18 protein-coding genes and 3 pseudogenes are annotated in these 16998 nt (G+C 35.3%); 8 read left to right on the top strand and 13 right to left on the bottom strand.

The window, feature by feature from the left end:
- Positions 1-15: 15 nt before the first annotated feature.
- The 3 genes from DN389_RS24380 to DN389_RS24370 are packed head-to-tail and all read left to right on the top strand — an operon-like array spanning position 16 to position 2511.
- On the top strand, positions 16-894 hold the full coding sequence (locus tag DN389_RS24380) for a protein kinase family protein (protein ID WP_098190177.1): 879 nt from the start codon (positions 16-18) through the stop codon (positions 892-894).
- 23 nt (positions 895-917) lie between these two features.
- The gene (locus DN389_RS24375; protein ID WP_149237705.1) at positions 918-1805 is read left to right on the top strand and encodes a GNAT family N-acetyltransferase; all 888 of its coding nucleotides are present in this window, start codon (positions 918-920) and stop codon (positions 1803-1805) included.
- Entirely contained in the window at positions 1798-2511 is a 714-nt protein-coding gene (locus DN389_RS24370) for a class I SAM-dependent DNA methyltransferase (RefSeq protein ID WP_149237704.1), read from the top strand. The genes DN389_RS24375 and DN389_RS24370 overlap by 8 nt, the downstream gene beginning before the upstream one ends.
- 20 nt (positions 2512-2531) lie before the next feature.
- Here DN389_RS24370 and alr read toward each other — a convergent pair whose 3' ends face one another.
- The gene (gene alr / locus DN389_RS24365) at positions 2532-3707 is read right to left on the bottom strand and encodes an alanine racemase (RefSeq protein WP_033662679.1); all 1176 of its coding nucleotides are present in this window, start codon (positions 3705-3707) and stop codon (positions 2532-2534) included.
- A 171-nt stretch (positions 3708-3878) separates the two neighbouring features.
- Between alr and DN389_RS24360 the strand changes: the two genes are divergently transcribed.
- The gene (locus DN389_RS24360) at positions 3879-4340 is read left to right on the top strand and encodes a DinB family protein (protein WP_060488537.1); all 462 of its coding nucleotides are present in this window, start codon (positions 3879-3881) and stop codon (positions 4338-4340) included.
- Positions 4341-4347: 7 nt separating this feature from the next.
- On the opposite strand, the gene DN389_RS24355 is transcribed toward DN389_RS24360, so the two are convergent.
- The 4 genes and pseudogenes from DN389_RS24355 to DN389_RS24340 all read right to left on the bottom strand — a co-directional run bounded on the left by DN389_RS24355 (position 4348) and on the right by DN389_RS24340 (position 7286).
- A complete protein-coding gene (locus DN389_RS24355; protein WP_149237703.1) occupies positions 4348-5124 on the bottom strand; it encodes a Cof-type HAD-IIB family hydrolase in 777 nt (258 codons plus the stop codon).
- 6 nt (positions 5125-5130) lie between these two features.
- A pseudogene (locus tag DN389_RS24350) lies at positions 5131-5625 on the bottom strand (histidine phosphatase family protein); the annotation flags it as partial.
- A 258-nt stretch (positions 5626-5883) separates the two neighbouring features.
- Positions 5884-6855: an SPFH domain-containing protein gene (locus DN389_RS24345; RefSeq protein WP_000257394.1), complete on the bottom strand. Its 972-nt coding sequence runs from the start codon at positions 6853-6855 to the stop codon at positions 5884-5886.
- A 2-nt stretch (positions 6856-6857) separates the two neighbouring features.
- Positions 6858-7286: an NfeD family protein gene (locus DN389_RS24340; protein WP_000741968.1), complete on the bottom strand. Its 429-nt coding sequence runs from the start codon at positions 7284-7286 to the stop codon at positions 6858-6860.
- Positions 7287-7561: 275 nt separating this feature from the next.
- Here DN389_RS24340 and DN389_RS24335 point away from each other — a divergent pair, with 275 nt between their 5' ends.
- Complete coding sequence (locus DN389_RS24335) at positions 7562-8779, top strand: MFS transporter (RefSeq protein WP_149237702.1); 1218 nt, start codon at positions 7562-7564, stop codon at positions 8777-8779.
- 45 nt (positions 8780-8824) lie between these two features.
- Here the strand turns inward: DN389_RS24335 and DN389_RS24330 are convergent, their stop codons facing one another.
- The 5 genes from DN389_RS24330 to spoIIP form a co-directional block, all read right to left on the bottom strand.
- Positions 8825-10300 (bottom strand): amidase family protein, encoded by a 1476-nt coding sequence (locus DN389_RS24330; protein WP_149237701.1) that lies wholly within the window; start codon positions 10298-10300, stop codon positions 8825-8827.
- A 186-nt stretch (positions 10301-10486) separates the two neighbouring features.
- Positions 10487-10933: an NUDIX hydrolase gene (locus tag DN389_RS24325; protein WP_000217589.1), complete on the bottom strand. Its 447-nt coding sequence runs from the start codon at positions 10931-10933 to the stop codon at positions 10487-10489.
- Positions 10934-10956: 23 nt separating this feature from the next.
- The gene (locus DN389_RS24320; protein WP_149237700.1) at positions 10957-11697 is read right to left on the bottom strand and encodes a M15 family metallopeptidase; all 741 of its coding nucleotides are present in this window, start codon (positions 11695-11697) and stop codon (positions 10957-10959) included.
- An 11-nt stretch (positions 11698-11708) separates the two neighbouring features.
- On the bottom strand, positions 11709-12206 hold the full coding sequence (locus DN389_RS24315) for a GNAT family N-acetyltransferase (protein WP_000617581.1): 498 nt from the start codon (positions 12204-12206) through the stop codon (positions 11709-11711).
- A gap of 226 nt (positions 12207-12432) precedes the next feature.
- Complete coding sequence (spoIIP, locus tag DN389_RS24310; protein WP_001079307.1) at positions 12433-13587, bottom strand: stage II sporulation protein SpoIIP; 1155 nt, start codon at positions 13585-13587, stop codon at positions 12433-12435.
- Positions 13588-13676: 89 nt separating this feature from the next.
- Here spoIIP and DN389_RS24305 point away from each other — a divergent pair, with 89 nt between their 5' ends.
- From DN389_RS24305 to DN389_RS24290, 3 genes and pseudogenes are all read left to right on the top strand, one after another.
- Positions 13677-13973: a hypothetical protein gene (locus DN389_RS24305; protein WP_149237699.1), complete on the top strand. Its 297-nt coding sequence runs from the start codon at positions 13677-13679 to the stop codon at positions 13971-13973.
- Between the two features lie 4 nt (positions 13974-13977).
- Positions 13978-14148, top strand: a pseudogene (locus DN389_RS24300) (permease); the annotation flags it as partial.
- Between the two features lie 318 nt (positions 14149-14466).
- Positions 14467-14613, top strand: a pseudogene (locus DN389_RS24290) (permease); the annotation flags it as partial.
- Here the strand turns inward: DN389_RS24290 and DN389_RS24285 are convergent.
- The 3 genes from DN389_RS24285 to brnQ4 all read right to left on the bottom strand — a co-directional run bounded on the left by DN389_RS24285 (position 14586) and on the right by brnQ4 (position 16864).
- On the bottom strand, positions 14586-15113 hold the full coding sequence (locus tag DN389_RS24285; protein WP_000351092.1) for a DUF1572 domain-containing protein: 528 nt from the start codon (positions 15111-15113) through the stop codon (positions 14586-14588). The pseudogene DN389_RS24290 and the gene DN389_RS24285 overlap by 28 nt on opposite strands.
- Positions 15114-15130: 17 nt before the next feature.
- Positions 15131-15460 carry a chaperone CsaA gene (gene csaA, locus DN389_RS24280; RefSeq protein WP_046954946.1) on the bottom strand — a complete coding sequence of 110 codons (330 nt, stop codon included), beginning with the start codon at positions 15458-15460 and terminating at the stop codon, positions 15131-15133.
- Between the two features lie 66 nt (positions 15461-15526).
- On the bottom strand, positions 15527-16864 hold the full coding sequence (gene brnQ4, locus DN389_RS24275; protein ID WP_404841063.1) for a branched-chain amino acid transport system II carrier protein BrnQ4: 1338 nt from the start codon (positions 16862-16864) through the stop codon (positions 15527-15529).
- Between the last annotated feature and the right edge of the window lie 134 nt (positions 16865-16998).

Raw genomic sequence — 16998 nt, 5'->3', positions numbered from 1 at the left:
AAAAGGAGCAACTTCATGCTACAACAACTATTCACTTCACCTATTTTATCTATTCAAGCTTTACACCCAGGTTATGAAGACCATGCAAGCGATGTGTTTCTCGTCCGAACAGAAGATGCAGAAGTCATCGTTCGTTCTTCTAAAATAAATGAAGAACCAAATAATGATTTTTGGTGGGGATGTAAAAACCTATTTGGAATTAATCCAAGGAACGTACATCATTTAGAAGCTGTACATACATTGCTGCAAGAACATACTAATCTTCCTATCCCAACAATATTAGAAAAACATATTTTAAATGGCCGTGAATTCGTTGTAGCCGAAAAGTTAGTAGGTAACACAGTTCAATCTTTTATCGGGCAACCAGATTCTATTTTATTCAGTCTAGGAAAAGGGCTTGCAGAAATACATACATTTAAAGCCGATTACATAGGAAATGTGTCAGGTTCCTTCCAAATTACACTAGATGAATTCCAATCACACATTTTAAATGTGAGTAAAGAGCTTGTGAATATGTTTTATTCCGATAATGAAAGCATACAAAATGCATTTCCTACTTTTGAAACACAACTTTCTTCCTTACCAGCACCAAAGGAATCGACGCTCGTTTTAATTGATATGGACCCTACTCAGTTTTTATCAGATGGTACAACTATTACGGGATTAGTAGATACAGAAGCCTATGCCGTTGCTCCCCGGGAGTTTGATTTTATCGGCTTAGAATATGTGTTTACAGAAAAAGAGGCACATGCTTTTAAACAAGGTTACGAAACCATTATGCCCCTTCCTCATCTTGCAGAATGTAGACCTCCCTATCGATATTTGTACTGGTTATTATCTGTTCAGGGCAGTGTGGAGTTAAAAAAGTGGCTTAGTCATCCATCCTATTTTTAAATACGAATGAGAGGGGTTATGAAATGAATATTGAACAAAAGAAATCTTTAATAGCAAACGAAATTCAGCAAATGAAAGATTTAGCTCATATTTGTGGGCAACACGATCAAATTGATTACTCATCAGATTTACATATAAACTTTTTAACTGCTCGCAATAATGAAGAGGTATCTGATTTCCTATTTTATGATAATACTCAATTAATCGGTGCATTAAGTATGTATGATTTTGAAAGACCGACAAAACTGGAGTTAATAGGGTTTGTTCATCCGAACTATAGGAAACAACATATAGGCACTACTCTTTTACAAACCGCAATGAAAGAAATACGAATACGAGAGGCAGATGAAGCTCTTCTTATTATGAATGGGCATTCTGCTTCTGGGAAAGAATTTGCAAGACATATGAAGTTACCTTATTTATATAGTGAATATAGTATGGAGTTCAAAGCTAAAGAAGTTCAAAAAACAACAAAGAATTCTATACAGCTTACTCTTGCATCTTCAGGGTCACTTCTTGATCTTATTGAAATTTCCAGTAAAGCTTTTGGAGATTCAGCAAAAAATACCGCTACATGGTTACAAAAAATGATGAATTCCCCTTCCTATCAAGTTTACTGTGCTCTTATCGACGAAAAAGTGATAGGAACGATTACAGTTTCTGAGCAAGAACAATCTACTACACTATCAGGATTCGCCGTTCATCCTTCTTATCAAGGTAAAGGATACGGAAAAGATATTCTTAGTTATATGGTACATACCCTTATTACAAAAGGAATTTCAACAATTGAATTAGACGTCGAAACGAAAAATAACCACGCTTTAAAACTATATACACAATGTGGTTTTGAAATGAAAAAGAAGCATGACTATTATAATGTAATGAATCTTGAGGTGAATACATATGTGTAAAAAACTAATTTATTCTGATTATGATATTTTCGCATCCATTTATAATAAACATTGGGGGCATTATGCTGAACACTCCTATCTACTTTTGGAAAAACTCGTTTTACAATATGCACCACCACATTCTCATATTTTAGATCTTTGCTGCGGGACTGGTCACCTTACTAAGAAATTAATTGATAATACTTTTTTAGTAACTGGTATAGATGGTTCTGCCCAAATGATTGAATACGCACGTCAAAACGCGCCAGACGCAACCTTTATCGTCGATGATGCTCGTTATTTCAATATAAATGAGCAATTTCACTATGCTATCTCTACTGGCGATAGCTTAAACCATATTTTAAAAGTAGATGAATTAAAAAATGTTTTTCATAATGTTTACTCCGTATTACATAGCGAAGGTACATTCGTATTTGATATGAATATGGAGAAAGGTTTTCTTGAAAATTGGATTGCTTCATTTCATATTTCAGCGGAAGAATATGTATGTACAATTGATTCTACATATGATAACGAAAATAAAAAAGCAGAAATGAACTTTATACTATTTCAACATGACATAGATAATAATTGGAAAAGAAGTGACTTTTCTTTTGAGGAAGCTTGTTATTCCAATGAAGAAATAATTTCTTCATTGGAATCTGTAGGTTTTAAGAATATTCAACTACACGGTACAAACAGAACATTTTTCATTTGTCAAAAATAAAAAAACTGAATCCTAACGATTCAGTTTTTTCTTAGTATATTTACGACAGCAGCCGTTTCATTATTTTCTTTATAAACTCGTGGAATTCTTCTGTCTAACATACATGTAACTTCATAGTTAATTGTACCTAACATATCCGCTACTTCTTCTACCGCAATTTCTTCTTCACCTTGTTTACCGTAGAATACTACTTCATCCCCAACTTGTACTGGCATTGCTTTTGAAACGTCTAACATAAGTTGATCCATACAAACACGGCCAATAACAGGTACTCGAACTCCATTTATTAATGCATGCCCTTTATTAGATAACTGACGATTATATCCATCAGCATAGCCAATCGGTACAGTTGCAATCCATTCTTCACCAGTCGTTACATACGTATTCCCATAACTTACACCGCGATTCTTCTTCGCATGTTTAATATGAGCTACTTTTGATTTTAACGACAACGCAGGCTGTAAAGAAACGACTGCATGATCTACCTCTTTTGAAGGATACATTCCATATATTCCAATACCTACACGGACCATATTTTGAAATGTATTGCTAAGCTCCATTGAACCTGCACTATTTGAACTATGAATATATGGAATATGAATTCCTAATTCTTTTGCTGCATTGACAGCTTTCTCAAACAAACTCGTTTGCATATTCGTATATGATTTATCAATTTCATCTGCCGTAGAGTAATGTGTAAACATTCCTACTACCTCTACATACTCCATACGGTTTAATTCTTCTAAAAATGGTTTAACCTCTTCTTCTTGTAAACCGATACGACTCATTCCTGTATCAATTTTCACTTGAATTTGCGCTTTCTTTTGAAGACGGTTTGCAATTTCATTTATACCTTGTAAATCTTCACTTCTATAAACAGTCATCATAACGTCATATTGAATTGCCTCTTCCGCAGCTGCTACTGATGTATAACCTAAAATTAAAATCGGCACGTTAATTCCTGCTTCTCTTAACTCTATCGCTTCATCTACAAATGCAACTGCAAGCTGATCTATTCCTACTTCAATAGCAGCTTTCGCAACTTCAACCGCCCCGTGACCATACCCATTTGCTTTTACAGCAGCCATCATTGCAATATTTTCATCATTCACACGCTTTTTAAATTCTTTTACATTATGTTTTACTGCATTTAAGTCAACTTCAATAATTGTATCTCTTCCATATTTCAAACTCATTGGTCTAACTCCTAACTCAATAATTGCATTCCATTCTATTTCACGTTTCATATGACCTTTTACAATATAATACTTTTCAATATGCTAGTCAAACTACTAGAATTTTCGGAATTTTTAGTATGATATAATACCCTTAAGAAACTATTATATACGGAGAAGAGGAGAATTACAATGTTTGTTCAACCTGCCTTGCATCAACTACAAGTTGCTGTTGGTACTTCTATTCAAATGCTTAACCAATATAATGAAGCCGATTTAAAAATACAGCCCATTCACGCAAAGCGATCTCTATTTGAAATGTGTGCACATCTTTCTCTTATTTGCCATGCGGATTTACTCATTTTAAATGGTAGTACTGAAAAACAACTACACACTTTCTATAAAGAACAAACACCCGAAACAATTACGCAAATGCAAAAAACGATGCTACAGGGCTACGATTTACTTTCTAAAACTTTTTTATCCTATTCTAATGAAGAATTAGCGGAAATTAAGACTGCTTATTGGGGTATTTCTTATTCCCGTTTTGAATGGTTGCTTGAAATTGTTGCACACTTTTATCATCATCGTGGGCAAATTCATATTTTATTGTGCGAGCACATTAAAGATCCTAACATACCTTTATTCCAATAAAGGTATGTTAGACGACATGAAACTTCTCTAAAGCAAATAAAATACCACCTTCACTCGCCTTCTTTGTAACGAAATCAGCTTTTGTTTTTAGTACTTCTCCGCCATTCCCCATCGTAATACCTAATCCTACATACTGCAACATCTCAATATCGTTTCCACCGTCACCAAAAGCAATTGCTTCTGATTTACAAATGTTTAAGTGATCCAATACTTTTTGAATTGCGGTGAGCTTCGATACTTTATTATCTTCCAATACATTTATGACATAACCATGAAAACGATCGAATGTAAGCATTGGGTATTTTTCAATAAATTTTTGAGATTCTATTTCATCCGCATACAGACATAAACAATAGATTTCTTCAGACAAATCCTTGCTTTTTTCAGGGTACTCCCCTAAATTTAACGTCTCGCTAAGCGCTTGCATTACACGCTCATTATCTGAGGCTATTCCGTTCATTGTAAAACCCTCAGTAAAATAAGAAACGCCGTGACCATGTAATTCTGCAAACTCTGAGATATCATGAACGATTTCACTTGAAAGTACCGATTTATGTAGAACTGTTTCCCCACACTTAATATGTGCACCATTTGCAGAAATAATTGTATGTATGCCCAGCTCTTTAAATTGCGAACATAAGCTATATGGTCTCCCTGTTGTAACAACTACGTGAATTCCTTTATCTATTAATCTTTGTATCGCTTCTTTTGTACTTTCGTGCATACTTCTATCAATCTCACTTAAAAGCGTACCGTCAACATCAAAAAACACTACTTTGTACACGGGTCTTTACATCCCGTCCAAATGATTCGTATCATTAATGAAATGTACCGTTTTTTGTTCGCCATCAATTTCAATTAAGCTTATTCCCGTATCTCCCATTTTAAAATAATAGTCCATTGAAATGGGCATTTTGAAAAACGCACGTAATAGACTATTTATTACACCACCGTGTGCAACGATTGCTATCCGTTCATACGTATTCTCTGTCACGATTTTAGAAAAGATTCCTTCTATTCTCATTCTAAATTCAATAAATGATTCCCCATTTTCAAAACGGTCATGAAGAAATTTTGGCTCTGGATATTTCTTTGCTTCTTCAAAAGATAAGCCTGCTTGTACTCCGTTATTAAACTCCATTAATTCCTCTTCTAGTTGAATTGGGCATCCAATTCCTTCAGCTAACGTTTCACCAGTTTCACGAGCACGCTTTAATGTACTTGCCCAAATGAAATCTGGTGGAAAATCTGCTTTCACTTTCTGTACAAGCCTTTGCACTTGTTTCCCACTCCCTTGTTTAATATCCACAAAATTCCATTATATCATATTTTAAATTTTCTTTAACAAAAATATATTACTTTGACAGTTTTTTAACCGTCTAGTAAACGTGTTATTCCACTTAACAATTCCAAACACTCTAAACTTATAATTCTTTGAAAAGTGACAAACAAAAAAGCCCTATCCATAATGGCAAAGGACTAATATTTTTTATCCTACTCAAAAATAAAAAGAGAAATGGCACCCCATTTCTCTTTTTCACTCTTATTGTTCTTTTTGTGTATCTGAAGAAGGCAATTTCTTCGCTTGTTTTTCTTTAAAGATTTCTCCAATGGCCCCAAGAGTACCAAGTGTTTCAATTGCATTAGACGGAATAAAGACTTTATTTGCTGGCCCTTTTGCAACCTCAATCAATGATTCAAATGATTTATAAGCAAGTACGCGTTCATCTAAATCTGCTGCACGAAGTAATTCAATTCGATTTTGTTCTGCTTTTGCAATTTCCTCAATCGCTCTTGCTTCCCCTTGCGCTTCTAGTTCTTTTGCTTCCTTTATACCTTCAGCTTCTCGAATACGTGCTTCTTTATCACCTTCAGCCATTAAGATTTTACTTTGCTTTTCACCTTCAGCACGAAGAACTTTATCTTGTTTTGCAGCTTCAGCTTCTAAAATGATCGCACGTTTATTACGTTCTGCTTTCATTTGTTTTTCCATCGATGCTTGCACATCTTTTGGCGGATTAATATCAACAACTTCAACACGCTCAATGCGAACGCCCCATTTTTCTGTTGCTTCATCAAGTGCTAAGCGAATTTCTGTTGAAATTTTTTCACGACCAGATAACGTTTCATCCAGTTCCATTTTACCGATAATTTGGCGCATCGTTGCAGAAGTAATGTTACGAACACCATATTCATAGTTCGAAATACCATATGTCGCAAGTTCTGGTTCCACAATTTGATAGAAAATGATTGTATCAATTTCTACTTGTACATTATCTTTCGTAATTACCTTCTGCGGTGGTACATTCGTTTGTTGAATACGTAAGTCATGATATACACGAACGCGGTCTACAATTGGTATTAATAAATTTAACCCTGGCTCCATAATACGCTGAAACTTACCAAATCTTTCAACGACTCCAACTTTTTGCTGTGGAATAATTTTAATTGTTAATGCGATAAATGTAACAACAATTAGTGCTAAAATAATCGTTAATGTTAATGCTACTGCCATATTTATTCACTCTCCTTTTTAACTTGTAATATAGTACTATTCCTCTTTATAACAATAACTTTTTCTCCAACATCAATTGGATCATCTGCAATAGCTGTCCAAGTATCTCCATCCACCTTCACAATACCATTTACTTCATTTGTAATCGCTTGCATAACAATGCCTTTTTTACCGACAAGCAAATCTACTGTATCAGTAAAACCTTTTGCTTCTCGAAAGTTTTTTGAAATTCTTTTCGTAAAGAAAGTCAATGTTAAACTTACAATCGCACCAGCAACAACTTGTAACAGTAGTGCTTCAGGGGCAAACAAAGCAATTAGACCTCCGACAACAGCTCCAATTCCAAGCCAAAGCATATAAAACGTAATCGACAACAGTTCCGCAATAAATAAAATACCAGCTATTATAAACCAAATCACCCAAGCAGCCATATGCAACCCTCACTTTCTTTCTCATTTTCTATATGTATATGAAGAAAAGAATGGTTTATCCGCCCTTTCTTATACCAGGGCATTTACTACAAGCTATTGTACATATTCACTGTTATAAAAAGTATTAATAAAATACTATATTAATATATTCTTCATTATACATGAAAATCCCTTTCAAAAAGCGACAAAAAATGAAATTCTTTCGAAAATTTAATTTTCAATTTATAATTATTTTAACTACTAAAATATTATTTTTTAGGAAGGTGGTGTGCTTGTTGCAAAATCGTTCACTAATTTACTATTTAGGCTCTAAAATATGCATTACTCTCGCTGACATCGTATACATCATGATTATTACAACTCATATGTATATCACAACGAAATCAGCTACATTAACTGCTCTGTTTCCATTGCTCCAAGTGATAACTAATCTTATAGCAAATACATCTGCACCACTTATAATGAATCGTTTTTCATCTTATTCCTTACTTTTCACACTACAATGGACAAAAACTGTTCTATTATTTTTATTAATGATATTATTCCCGGCCCTTTCCTCAAACGTTGTAACACTATTCATTTTCATTTTTTTCATTTCTTTATGTAGCGGCTGGAGCGCACCGTTATTATACGGTATCCTTCCTCGCCTTACACGAAAAGAACAATTAGTAAAAGTAAATAGTATTTTTTCCTTTTCCACACAAATTGCGCAAGCCGCTGCTTATTCATTTACAAGTGTTATAGTTCTTCTTATCGGCGCCACTTCTACACTCATGATGAATAACATTTTGATGATTTTTGGGTGTGTTGCACTACACCTTTCATTACGTTCCATACATACTGAACGAGTAATTGAACCTTCTTCTTCAAAAGGCGCTGCTTTACTGGAAGGTTGGAAACTCTTATTTCAAAACCCTTCTCTCCGTATCGTTACATGTATGGACTTAATTGAAACTTTCGCAGGGACGATATGGATCGGTGCTATTACAATGGCTTATGTAACAACTGTCCTTCATAAAGGAGAAGAATGGTGGGGATATATTAACACAAGTTATTATGTAGGGACGTTAATTGGCGGGATATTAGCATGGAAAATGAGTACATACATTCAAAACAATTTAATACGCTCCATGGCGATAGGCTCTCTTATGTTTAGTATTCTTACATTTTTATATGGTATGACAAGTAGCGGGTTTATTGCGCTTTTTCTATGCGTTCTAATGGGGCCATGTTATCAAATTAGAGATATTTCTCAAACAACAGTGTTACAATCTAGTGTTCCCCCTACTTTATTATCAAAAATGTATACAGCTCATGGCGCTCTCCTCTCGACAGCTTCTGGTCTTTCTATGCTTAGCGTTGGAATTATTACCGATTTGTTCGGTGTTCGTACGATTTATATTCTCGCTTCAATCCTTATATTATGCTCTGCTTGTTTATCCTTTAACTTATTAAAATATGATAAGACAGAGCAGAAAAATATTTCACTCTAATTAACAAAATAAATAGGACAGGAATCCCTGTCCTATTTATTTTATTCATGATAAGTTAGGGATTTTCCGATGCTTTGTCGCTTGTTCAAAAGCGTATGCTAGTTTAATCAAAGTTCCCTCAGAAAAAGCAGTGCTTGCAAGCGTAATTCCAAACGGTCTGCCGTTATCCATGTATCCCGCAGGTATCGCTATAGACGGATAACCTGCTTTCGCACTTATAGTAGAACCTATATAAGAAGGGAACAGTATCGCATCAAGATTATATTTTTCCAACGCAAAATCAATACCTTGTTCTTGAGAAAAATATATATCTTCTAATCTTGCGTTTAAGTATTCAGGATTTCTTAACGTATTAGGAAAATCTTTTCTTATTTCTAATTTAGTTTGTCCATATTTCAAAGCTCTTTCTGCTATGTTTTTATTAAACTCCATTAATTCCGAAATAGAATGTACCGGAATAGTTGAAGGTAATTTAGAAAGATAGTTATCTAAACTATGCTTTAGTTCATATAGGGATACTCCCCAACTCCATTCCCTATGAAAAGATGGAATATCAATATCTTCTACTACTGTCGCTCCCTCACTACGTAATACTTCAATCGTTTCCTTAAACAATTTTTCATCATACTCACCAGTTTCATAATAATCTTTTGGTGCATTGCTATATACACCAATCTTTGTTCCATTTAAACCATTGTCATCAAGATACTTTGTATAATCATGTTCTGCTTTACCTTCACTTTTATGAGTAGCTACATCCTTCTCGTCTAACCCAGTTAAACTCCCTAGCAAAATAGCCGCATCTGTTACCGTTCTAGCAAATGGTCCCGCTGTATCCTGTGAATAAGTAAGCGGAATAATTCCCCTACGACTAATTAGACCAACAGTCGGTTTAATACCTACTACAGAGTTTTGAACAGCTGGACTCAATATAGAACCATCTGTTTCCGTTCCAACAGATACTACTGTAAAATTAGCGGCAACTGCTATCGCAGACCCTGTACTTGAGCCTCCAACAAACATATCATCCTCACCTGTACCGTATGGATTTATTGTTTGCCCACCTCTTGCACTATATCCAGCCCACATGTCAAAAGACATTCCATTTGCTAATTCTGTCATATTTGTTTTTCCTATTATCACTGCTCCTGCTTCTCGTAGTTTCGTAACAAGAAATGCATCTTCACTACTAATATTTTGTTCCAGGGCAATCGTACCTGCACTTGTATGCATAGAGTCATTCGTTTCAATATTGTCCTTAAGTAAAACAGGTATACCATGTAATGGTCCCCGTCCACCTTTTGTCTTTCTTTCATAATCTAACGCTTCTGCAATAAAAATAGCGTCTGGATTGATTTCTAAAATAGAATTGATTTTTGGTCCTTCTTGATCATATTTCGCAATTCTATGAAGATAATACATAACTAATTCTTTTGAAGTTAATTGCCCAGCTTCCATCGCTACTTGTATATCATGAATTGTTAATTCTTTTTGTAATCGAGCATTGAACTGAATCTCCATCTTCATTCTCCTTCTTTAAAAGCTTTTATTGATAACGTGTATCTATTACTTTTTCATTTTCTCCGCTCCTCGCATATACAACTACAATCCCTTTCAAAGAATTCAACTTACCAATGTAAAAACCTTTTATTTCCTGAAAAATAAAAAAAGTCTGAAACGATTAAATTTCCGCTTCAGACTCTTTTATTACTTTACATATACCTCATCTAACAAATGTAAAAACTCACCTTGTTTCCCAGCTAATGCAGGGCATTTTGCAATATCAATCCATTCGTAGCAAAATACTAATCCTTGATCTTCCTCACCGGCACTTACAATATGTTCCCAATCATCTTTTACACCTGTTAGTAAAGTTACGTGGAAAAAATGGCGCTTTTGATATTCCTTTTGCTCTTTCACAAGTATGATGTAATCGGCTAGGAATCTTTCTATGCATAAATGACGTAATCCAGACTCTTCTTGTACTTCACGTAAAATTGCTGCTTCTAACGTTTCCCCTTCGTCAACTGTTCCCCCTGGTACTTGTATACCAGCTTCAGGTTTATCACGATGTTTAAAAACAAGCAGTTGCATAACTCCTTCTTTTTCTCTTGTCACATATGCGTGTACTTTTTTCTTATATAACACCGTCATAATCCTTCTCTCCCCTCAATTGATCACTCTGTTACTTCTTCAAGTGTCAGTTGATTTTCATATAAATATGTAGCTTGTGGGTTCCCCACATACCTTACGTGCCATGGTTCATATCGATAGCCCGTAAGCGATTCTTTCTCTTTTGTATATCGAATTACCAACCCAAATTTATGAGCATTTTCAGAAAGCCAATGCCCTTCTTTCGTTTCACCAAAAACTGTCTCTAACTGAAACTTAGCAGCTTGAGATGTAATATCCATAGCAAGCCCTGTTTGATGTTCACTCGTACCAGGAACCGCACTCGACATCGCTGTTTTTACTTCTCCATCTTGCTTTTTATACATCGTATTTAATGCTTTTTGTCGATCAAAAGATCTAAATCCCGATACTGCAAATAAGAAAATATGCTCCTTATCAGCTTGCTGAAACATTTCCTCTAGCGCCCCTGCTGCTTCTTTCCTCATTTTTTTCTTTTCTTGATCACCTTCACTTGAGTAGCGCACTTTCGGAATAACTAAATCTGGCGGTCTGTATCCATCTGGTAAACGTCTACTTTTATTCACAAGCACAAGCATCGAATTCGGATTACTAATTACCGCAATATCACCATCCATATTGGCAATCGTTTCTTTCGCTTTCGGAAATATGTTATTCACATTTACCTCGCGCGCCTGCTTATCCTTATACATTTTATAATTGATTCCTGCTACTCCAACAATGAGTATCATCGCTACGATACCAAGTAGTATCCATCTTTTTTTCATATAACGACCTCTTAGTTTAATAATTTGGCCATTTCATACTCATCGATGTTCTCTCCACCGATAATAAGAGCTGCTCTTTTGACACCTTCTTTCTCAAATCCAACTTTTTTATATAGTGCCTGAGCTCTTGTATTGTGGGCCATTACCGTTAATTCTAAACGCCATACATCATGTAATCTTGCCCACTTCTCAGCCTCTTTAAACAATCTCGTTCCAATACCTCGCCCGCTATACTCTTGCAAAATACCAATTACAATACTTGCTACATGTCTTTTTCTTTGAATATGATTTCCATTCACTAAAATAAACCCTACTATACTTTCTTCTTCAACTGCTACGAATATTGTTGCATATTCATTTTCTATAAAGCGATGAATCATTTGTTCTTGTTGCTCGGCTGTAAATTTTCTTTCTCCTGGTTCATATAGCATAAATTTCGTTTCTTCATCTAGTTGCTTACTTAATTGCAAAAATGGTGCTGCATCTTCTATTTTGATCTCCCTAATCACTTTTATCACCCTACCAGTTTTATAATAAAAAGTTTTCCTTGTAAAAAGATTTTCTCTAATTTTCCGAAAATTCCTTTGTACATCTCCCAGTATAATTTGACAAATTTCGATATTACCATAACAACGGCAAATTATGTCTATTCTGTGACACCTCATCATTACAAAGAAAAAACGCAAGCTTTACACTCACGTTTTTTCAGACTCTCCCACTAATTTATATTTCATTTTATCCATTCACCTTTTCCGCCTGCCAGAAATATTCACCAAACGCTTTAGCAAGTACATCAATTGATCGATTTAGTTCTTCCTCCGTATTATCTACGCCACCAACTTCAATTAATATCGCTTGTCCTGATAAGTCTTGATTGTAGACACCATTTCCTGTTTGGAATCCTTTTTGAATGACACCACGACTCACTCCTGGATATTTCTTATTAATTTCCTCATGAAGAGCTGTTGCTAATTGTAAGTTCTTTTCATAATTTTTATTGCCTTTCCCTATTACGAAAGCAAGCTTTGCATATGATTTATCTCCAATTGCTTTTGTCGTGACATTTTTTCGAGCACTATCACGATGCAAGTCAAAGAAGTACTGCAGTTCTTTATTGCCTGTCATTGCTTCTTGTACAATTTCCCGTGACACTTTGTAAGAACTATTACTATTTAACCCTTTACTAATCAACTTTTGGCCGACATCAGTCTTGTCGTTAGTAGCTCCTATCCCTTCACTTTCTAATTGTTCACGAAATCGATCGCCCACTATTGAAATATTAGTGACGGAACTTGTTGCTTTATTCGGATTTGGATCGTTTGCTAAATTTAGTAACGGCAAATAAGATTCCCAACTATGCGAATGATAAATAAGCGCAACTTGTCTTTTTCCTGTTGTTTGAGCCGGTTGCTTTTTCTCTTTGTTCGTATTCGGATTTTGAGCCTGTCCACCTTCACCAGTCCGCTCTTTTACCACTTCTTCAAGCGGAACGCTCGACTCTATCGGTAAGTTAGAATAATTTGTCCCTTCGCCCGCGATAACAATTTCTGTATCGTACTTTCCAAAACCAGGTAGCTCTTTTCCGACAAAACTGCGTACATCATTAAAACGAATATTCGTAGCCATAGAAAAGAGAAACGAAGAAATTGAAAAATCTTGATTTAAATTTCGATACTCCTGTGTAAAATAATGATTCTCTTTCCCAAGAACGTACATGTAACCATTCATCGATAACTCATTTAACCAATTATATAAATACGTTGACTTTGTCTCTTTCATAGAGGTTACCATCATACTAATAAGAAAAAAAGTCGCTAGTACTGTAGTAATAATAAATAAAACTAACTTACGTACACTTGTGAACTTCACATAAAAAAAGCCTCGATTCATACTATCACCCTCTCTATTTCAAGTTATGTACAAGCTCTAGAGAATAGACCGTCTAAATTCCGGCTATATTGTTAATGAGGTGAAATGAATTGAAGCTACTAATAGGAACATTACCCATTGTACTATCATTTATTTTTTATTGGCTTGCTAAGCATCCTACAATCCGTGTTGCTTTTCATATTTCAGCGTACTTAGCACTTTATGCACTCGGTACAATTATTTCTATTAATATATATGATGTTTTAATACAAGATTTAGTTTTCATGACAAGCATTCATGGAATTTTACTAAATCCATTTTTTCTTATATCAGGAGCATATATAGGGATATATACCTTGCACTTAATCTTGTCTTACATTATTACGAAAATAAAAAATGGAGCGTAATAAAATGCAACCACCATTCATTTGTCATACATGCAAAAAAAGAATTGTGCGAAAGAAAGATCTTATTATTGCCACATCGTACTTCCGCTTTTATTTATTTCACAGTGATTGCTTTAAACGACAGCAAGTGTTCATCTCACGATTTATCCCTGTAAATACGCTTTTCAACGAATTTCCCGAAAGAATTCTCCTTTCAGAGGCGTATGAAGAGCATAGCCCAACGATAGGTGGGAGATGAATTTCGGCTTGACGGTAGTCGGAAATTTCCGATAAAATAGCTGTATGAAGCTCTTTGATAACTTGATATATGAGGTTGCAGGAAGAAAATAGCGTGCGAAAACCAAGCCATTCGGTTCCTGCGTAAAATATCAACCGTACCAAGAGAGCATCCAAGGGTTGGTCATCTAGGGATGGAACGCTCAGGGAGACGAAGGGTTACTTTCGTCGTGGAACTGAGAAGCTCCCACTTCAAGCTTTGCTAAGTGGCGAGTAGTTCACTTTCTTTCTTATTATATATGGACTTATTTTCGGCAGCATCCTTATGTTTACGGAACCATCTATCATTTGGCTTATTTTTTTGTTTCCTATTCTATATCGGTTTCTCTCCTATTATTATGTTGAACGTTTTTTCTCTACATAACGTGCAGACTGTCCTCTAGGAATACTTAAACATTCCCACTCATTTTCTTTTAACATCTTCCCAATATAAATAATCTGTCCAATATGCAAAGCATAATGAGAAATTTGTCTTTCAATTGCTTGCATGACAGTATGTGCTTCACCGCGAATATATACCGTCTGTAATAAATCTTCTGGCGTTAGCACATGCATCGTTTTCAAAACATATTCCCATCCTTCATTCCATGCTGCGAGAACCTCTTCCTTAGAATGATAACCATCTTCAAATTCAGCGTCTCGGTTACGATCTATTTTTTCACCATCAGATGTTAAAAAATCCGTCCATCTAGAACGCATATTACCTTGCAGATGCTTTATAATAACCGCTATACTATTTGTTGCTTCATGAGAAGACCATTCAATCTGTTCATATGATAATTGAGAAAGCACCCGTTCCCCTTGTTTCTTTGTTGCTTCAAAATTCGAAATGGCACATTGTAAATATTCTCGTCCAATATCCATGTTCCCCCGCCTTTACACTAACTAATTTTCGTTCCATTTGGTAATTCCATATTGGGCTGAAGTAATACGACATCACCGGCTTCAGGTACTCCCCCTAAAACAAGCACTTCTGATTTAAATCCAGCTACACGTTTTGGCGGAAAATTTACAACAGCAACGATTTGCTGACCGATTAAATCTTCTGGGGTATATCTCTTCGTAATTTGAGCACTTGACTGCTTAATTCCAAGCTCTCCAAAATCAATTTCTAGTTTAATCGCTGGAACTCTTGCTTCTTTAAATTCCTCTGCATGTGTTACAGTTCCAATTCGTAAATCCAAAGCTAAAAAATCTTCAAAATTAGCCATTTTATCATTCCTCCCATTTATTACTTAGACAAAACAATAAAATCCCCTTTAAAAAAAGAAAGGCGCCTAAGCACCTTTCTTTTGTAGTTCACTTGATTCATTTGATTTATAGAAGAAGAAACCAAGAATCCCGCCAATACATGATGGGATTAACCATCCTATTCCTTCATTATATAATGGTAACATTTGTAGTACGTTAGAAATCGCGTCAATTTTAATGTTCGCACTTTCTAAACCGTTAAAGAAACTAATTAACAATGCGCCTAAAATAGCTCCAATATAAATGGTATTACGCTTCCCAATCCATTTATGGAAGTAAGAAAGTACGATTAATACGATTGCAACTGGATAAATGATCATTAACACTGGTAAAGTAACTGTGATTAATTGTGTTAAACCTAGGTTAGATACAAGTAAACTAAACACACATACCATCGTTACAATCGCTTTATGCGAAAGTTTAGGGAATAAGTTTGTAAAGAAGCCAGCACAAGCTGATGTTAATCCAACAGAAGTTGTTAAACAAGCGAGTATAATAACGAGCCCTAATAAAATTTTACCACTTGTTCCATATAACTCATTTACAACATTCGTTAAAATAAGTCCACCATTCTCTGATACACCAAGTGATGTACTTGTTGAACCAAGATAAGCAAGTGATAAATAAATTAACGTTAAACCAAGTACTGCAATAATACCTGATACTACTGTTATTTTTGCAACTTGACTACTTTCTTTTATTCCTTTAGAACGGATAACTTGTACAACGACAATTCCAAATACAAGCGCACTAATTGCATCCATCGTTAAATACCCTTGAATAAATCCACCAAAGAAAGCATTTTCTTTGTATGCCGCTAGCGGTGCAGCTGGTTCTCCAATCGGATCAATAATTGCCTTTCCGACAATAACAGCAACAATCAATACTAATACTGGTGTAAGAAATTTCCCGAACCAATCGACTAATTTAGATGGATTTAAAGATAAATACCACGTTATTCCGAAGAAAATTATCGTGAAAAGAAATAGCATGTACCATTCGGAAACCAATGCCTCTGATAAAAATGGCTTCATACCCATTTCAAATGAAACGGCTCCAGTACGCGGAATCGCGAAAAATGGTCCAATTGCTAAATAACTAATCAATGGGAAAATAAACGCGAATATTGGGTGAACTCTAGAAGATAGCGCTTTCAAGTCCCCCTCTACAAACGCGACAGCTGTTACAGCTAATAGGGGTAATCCGACTCCCGTCACAAGGAATCCAATTGTAGCAATCCAAACATTCTCTCCAGCTTGTTGCCCTAAAACTGGTGGGAAAATTAAATTTCCTGCTCCTAAAAATAGTGCAAATAACATTAAACCGATTGCTACCGTATCACCTGGCCTTAAACGTCCCTTCATACTTTTCATTTGCATAGCACTTTTTCATTGTTTATCTCTATTTTCACAATATGCTATGCATCCTCCTCTCTGCTCAAGCTGATAAAATATGCCCCTTACAAAGCAGTGTCTTTCTCCATAATTTCTCCATTCCC

Origin of the sequence: Bacillus sp. AY3-1, from assembly GCF_008368785.1 — a bacterium.
Lineage (GTDB): Bacteria > Bacillota > Bacilli > Bacillales > Bacillaceae_G > Bacillus_A > Bacillus_A wiedmannii.
This window is presented reverse-complemented; position numbering and strand designations above follow the sequence as displayed.

Excerpts from the sequence above, each read along its gene's own strand:
- DN389_RS24380 (WP_098190177.1), top strand. The coding sequence starts at position 16 with ATGCTACAACAACTATTCACTTCACCTATTTTATCTATTCAAGCTTTA.
- DN389_RS24375 (WP_149237705.1), top strand. The coding sequence starts at position 918 with ATGAATATTGAACAAAAGAAATCTTTAATAGCAAACGAAATTCAGCAA.
- DN389_RS24370 (WP_149237704.1), top strand. The coding sequence starts at position 1,798 with ATGTGTAAAAAACTAATTTATTCTGATTATGATATTTTCGCATCCATT.
- alr (WP_033662679.1), bottom strand. The coding sequence starts at position 3,707 with ATGAGTTTGAAATATGGAAGAGATACAATTATTGAAGTTGACTTAAAT.
- DN389_RS24360 (WP_060488537.1), top strand. The coding sequence starts at position 3,879 with ATGTTTGTTCAACCTGCCTTGCATCAACTACAAGTTGCTGTTGGTACT.
- DN389_RS24345 (WP_000257394.1), bottom strand. The coding sequence starts at position 6,855 with ATGGCAGTAGCATTAACATTAACGATTATTTTAGCACTAATTGTTGTT.
- DN389_RS24340 (WP_000741968.1), bottom strand. The coding sequence starts at position 7,286 with ATGGCTGCTTGGGTGATTTGGTTTATAATAGCTGGTATTTTATTTATT.
- DN389_RS24330 (WP_149237701.1), bottom strand. The coding sequence starts at position 10,300 with ATGGAGATTCAGTTCAATGCTCGATTACAAAAAGAATTAACAATTCAT.
- DN389_RS24325 (WP_000217589.1), bottom strand. The coding sequence starts at position 10,933 with ATGACGGTGTTATATAAGAAAAAAGTACACGCATATGTGACAAGAGAA.
- DN389_RS24320 (WP_149237700.1), bottom strand. The coding sequence starts at position 11,697 with ATGAAAAAAAGATGGATACTACTTGGTATCGTAGCGATGATACTCATT.
- spoIIP (WP_001079307.1), bottom strand. The coding sequence starts at position 13,587 with ATGAATCGAGGCTTTTTTTATGTGAAGTTCACAAGTGTACGTAAGTTA.
- DN389_RS24285 (WP_000351092.1), bottom strand. The coding sequence starts at position 15,113 with ATGGATATTGGACGAGAATATTTACAATGTGCCATTTCGAATTTTGAA.
- csaA (WP_046954946.1), bottom strand. The coding sequence starts at position 15,460 with ATGGCTAATTTTGAAGATTTTTTAGCTTTGGATTTACGAATTGGAACT.
- brnQ4 (WP_404841063.1), bottom strand. The coding sequence starts at position 16,864 with ATGAAGGGACGTTTAAGGCCAGGTGATACGGTAGCAATCGGTTTAATG.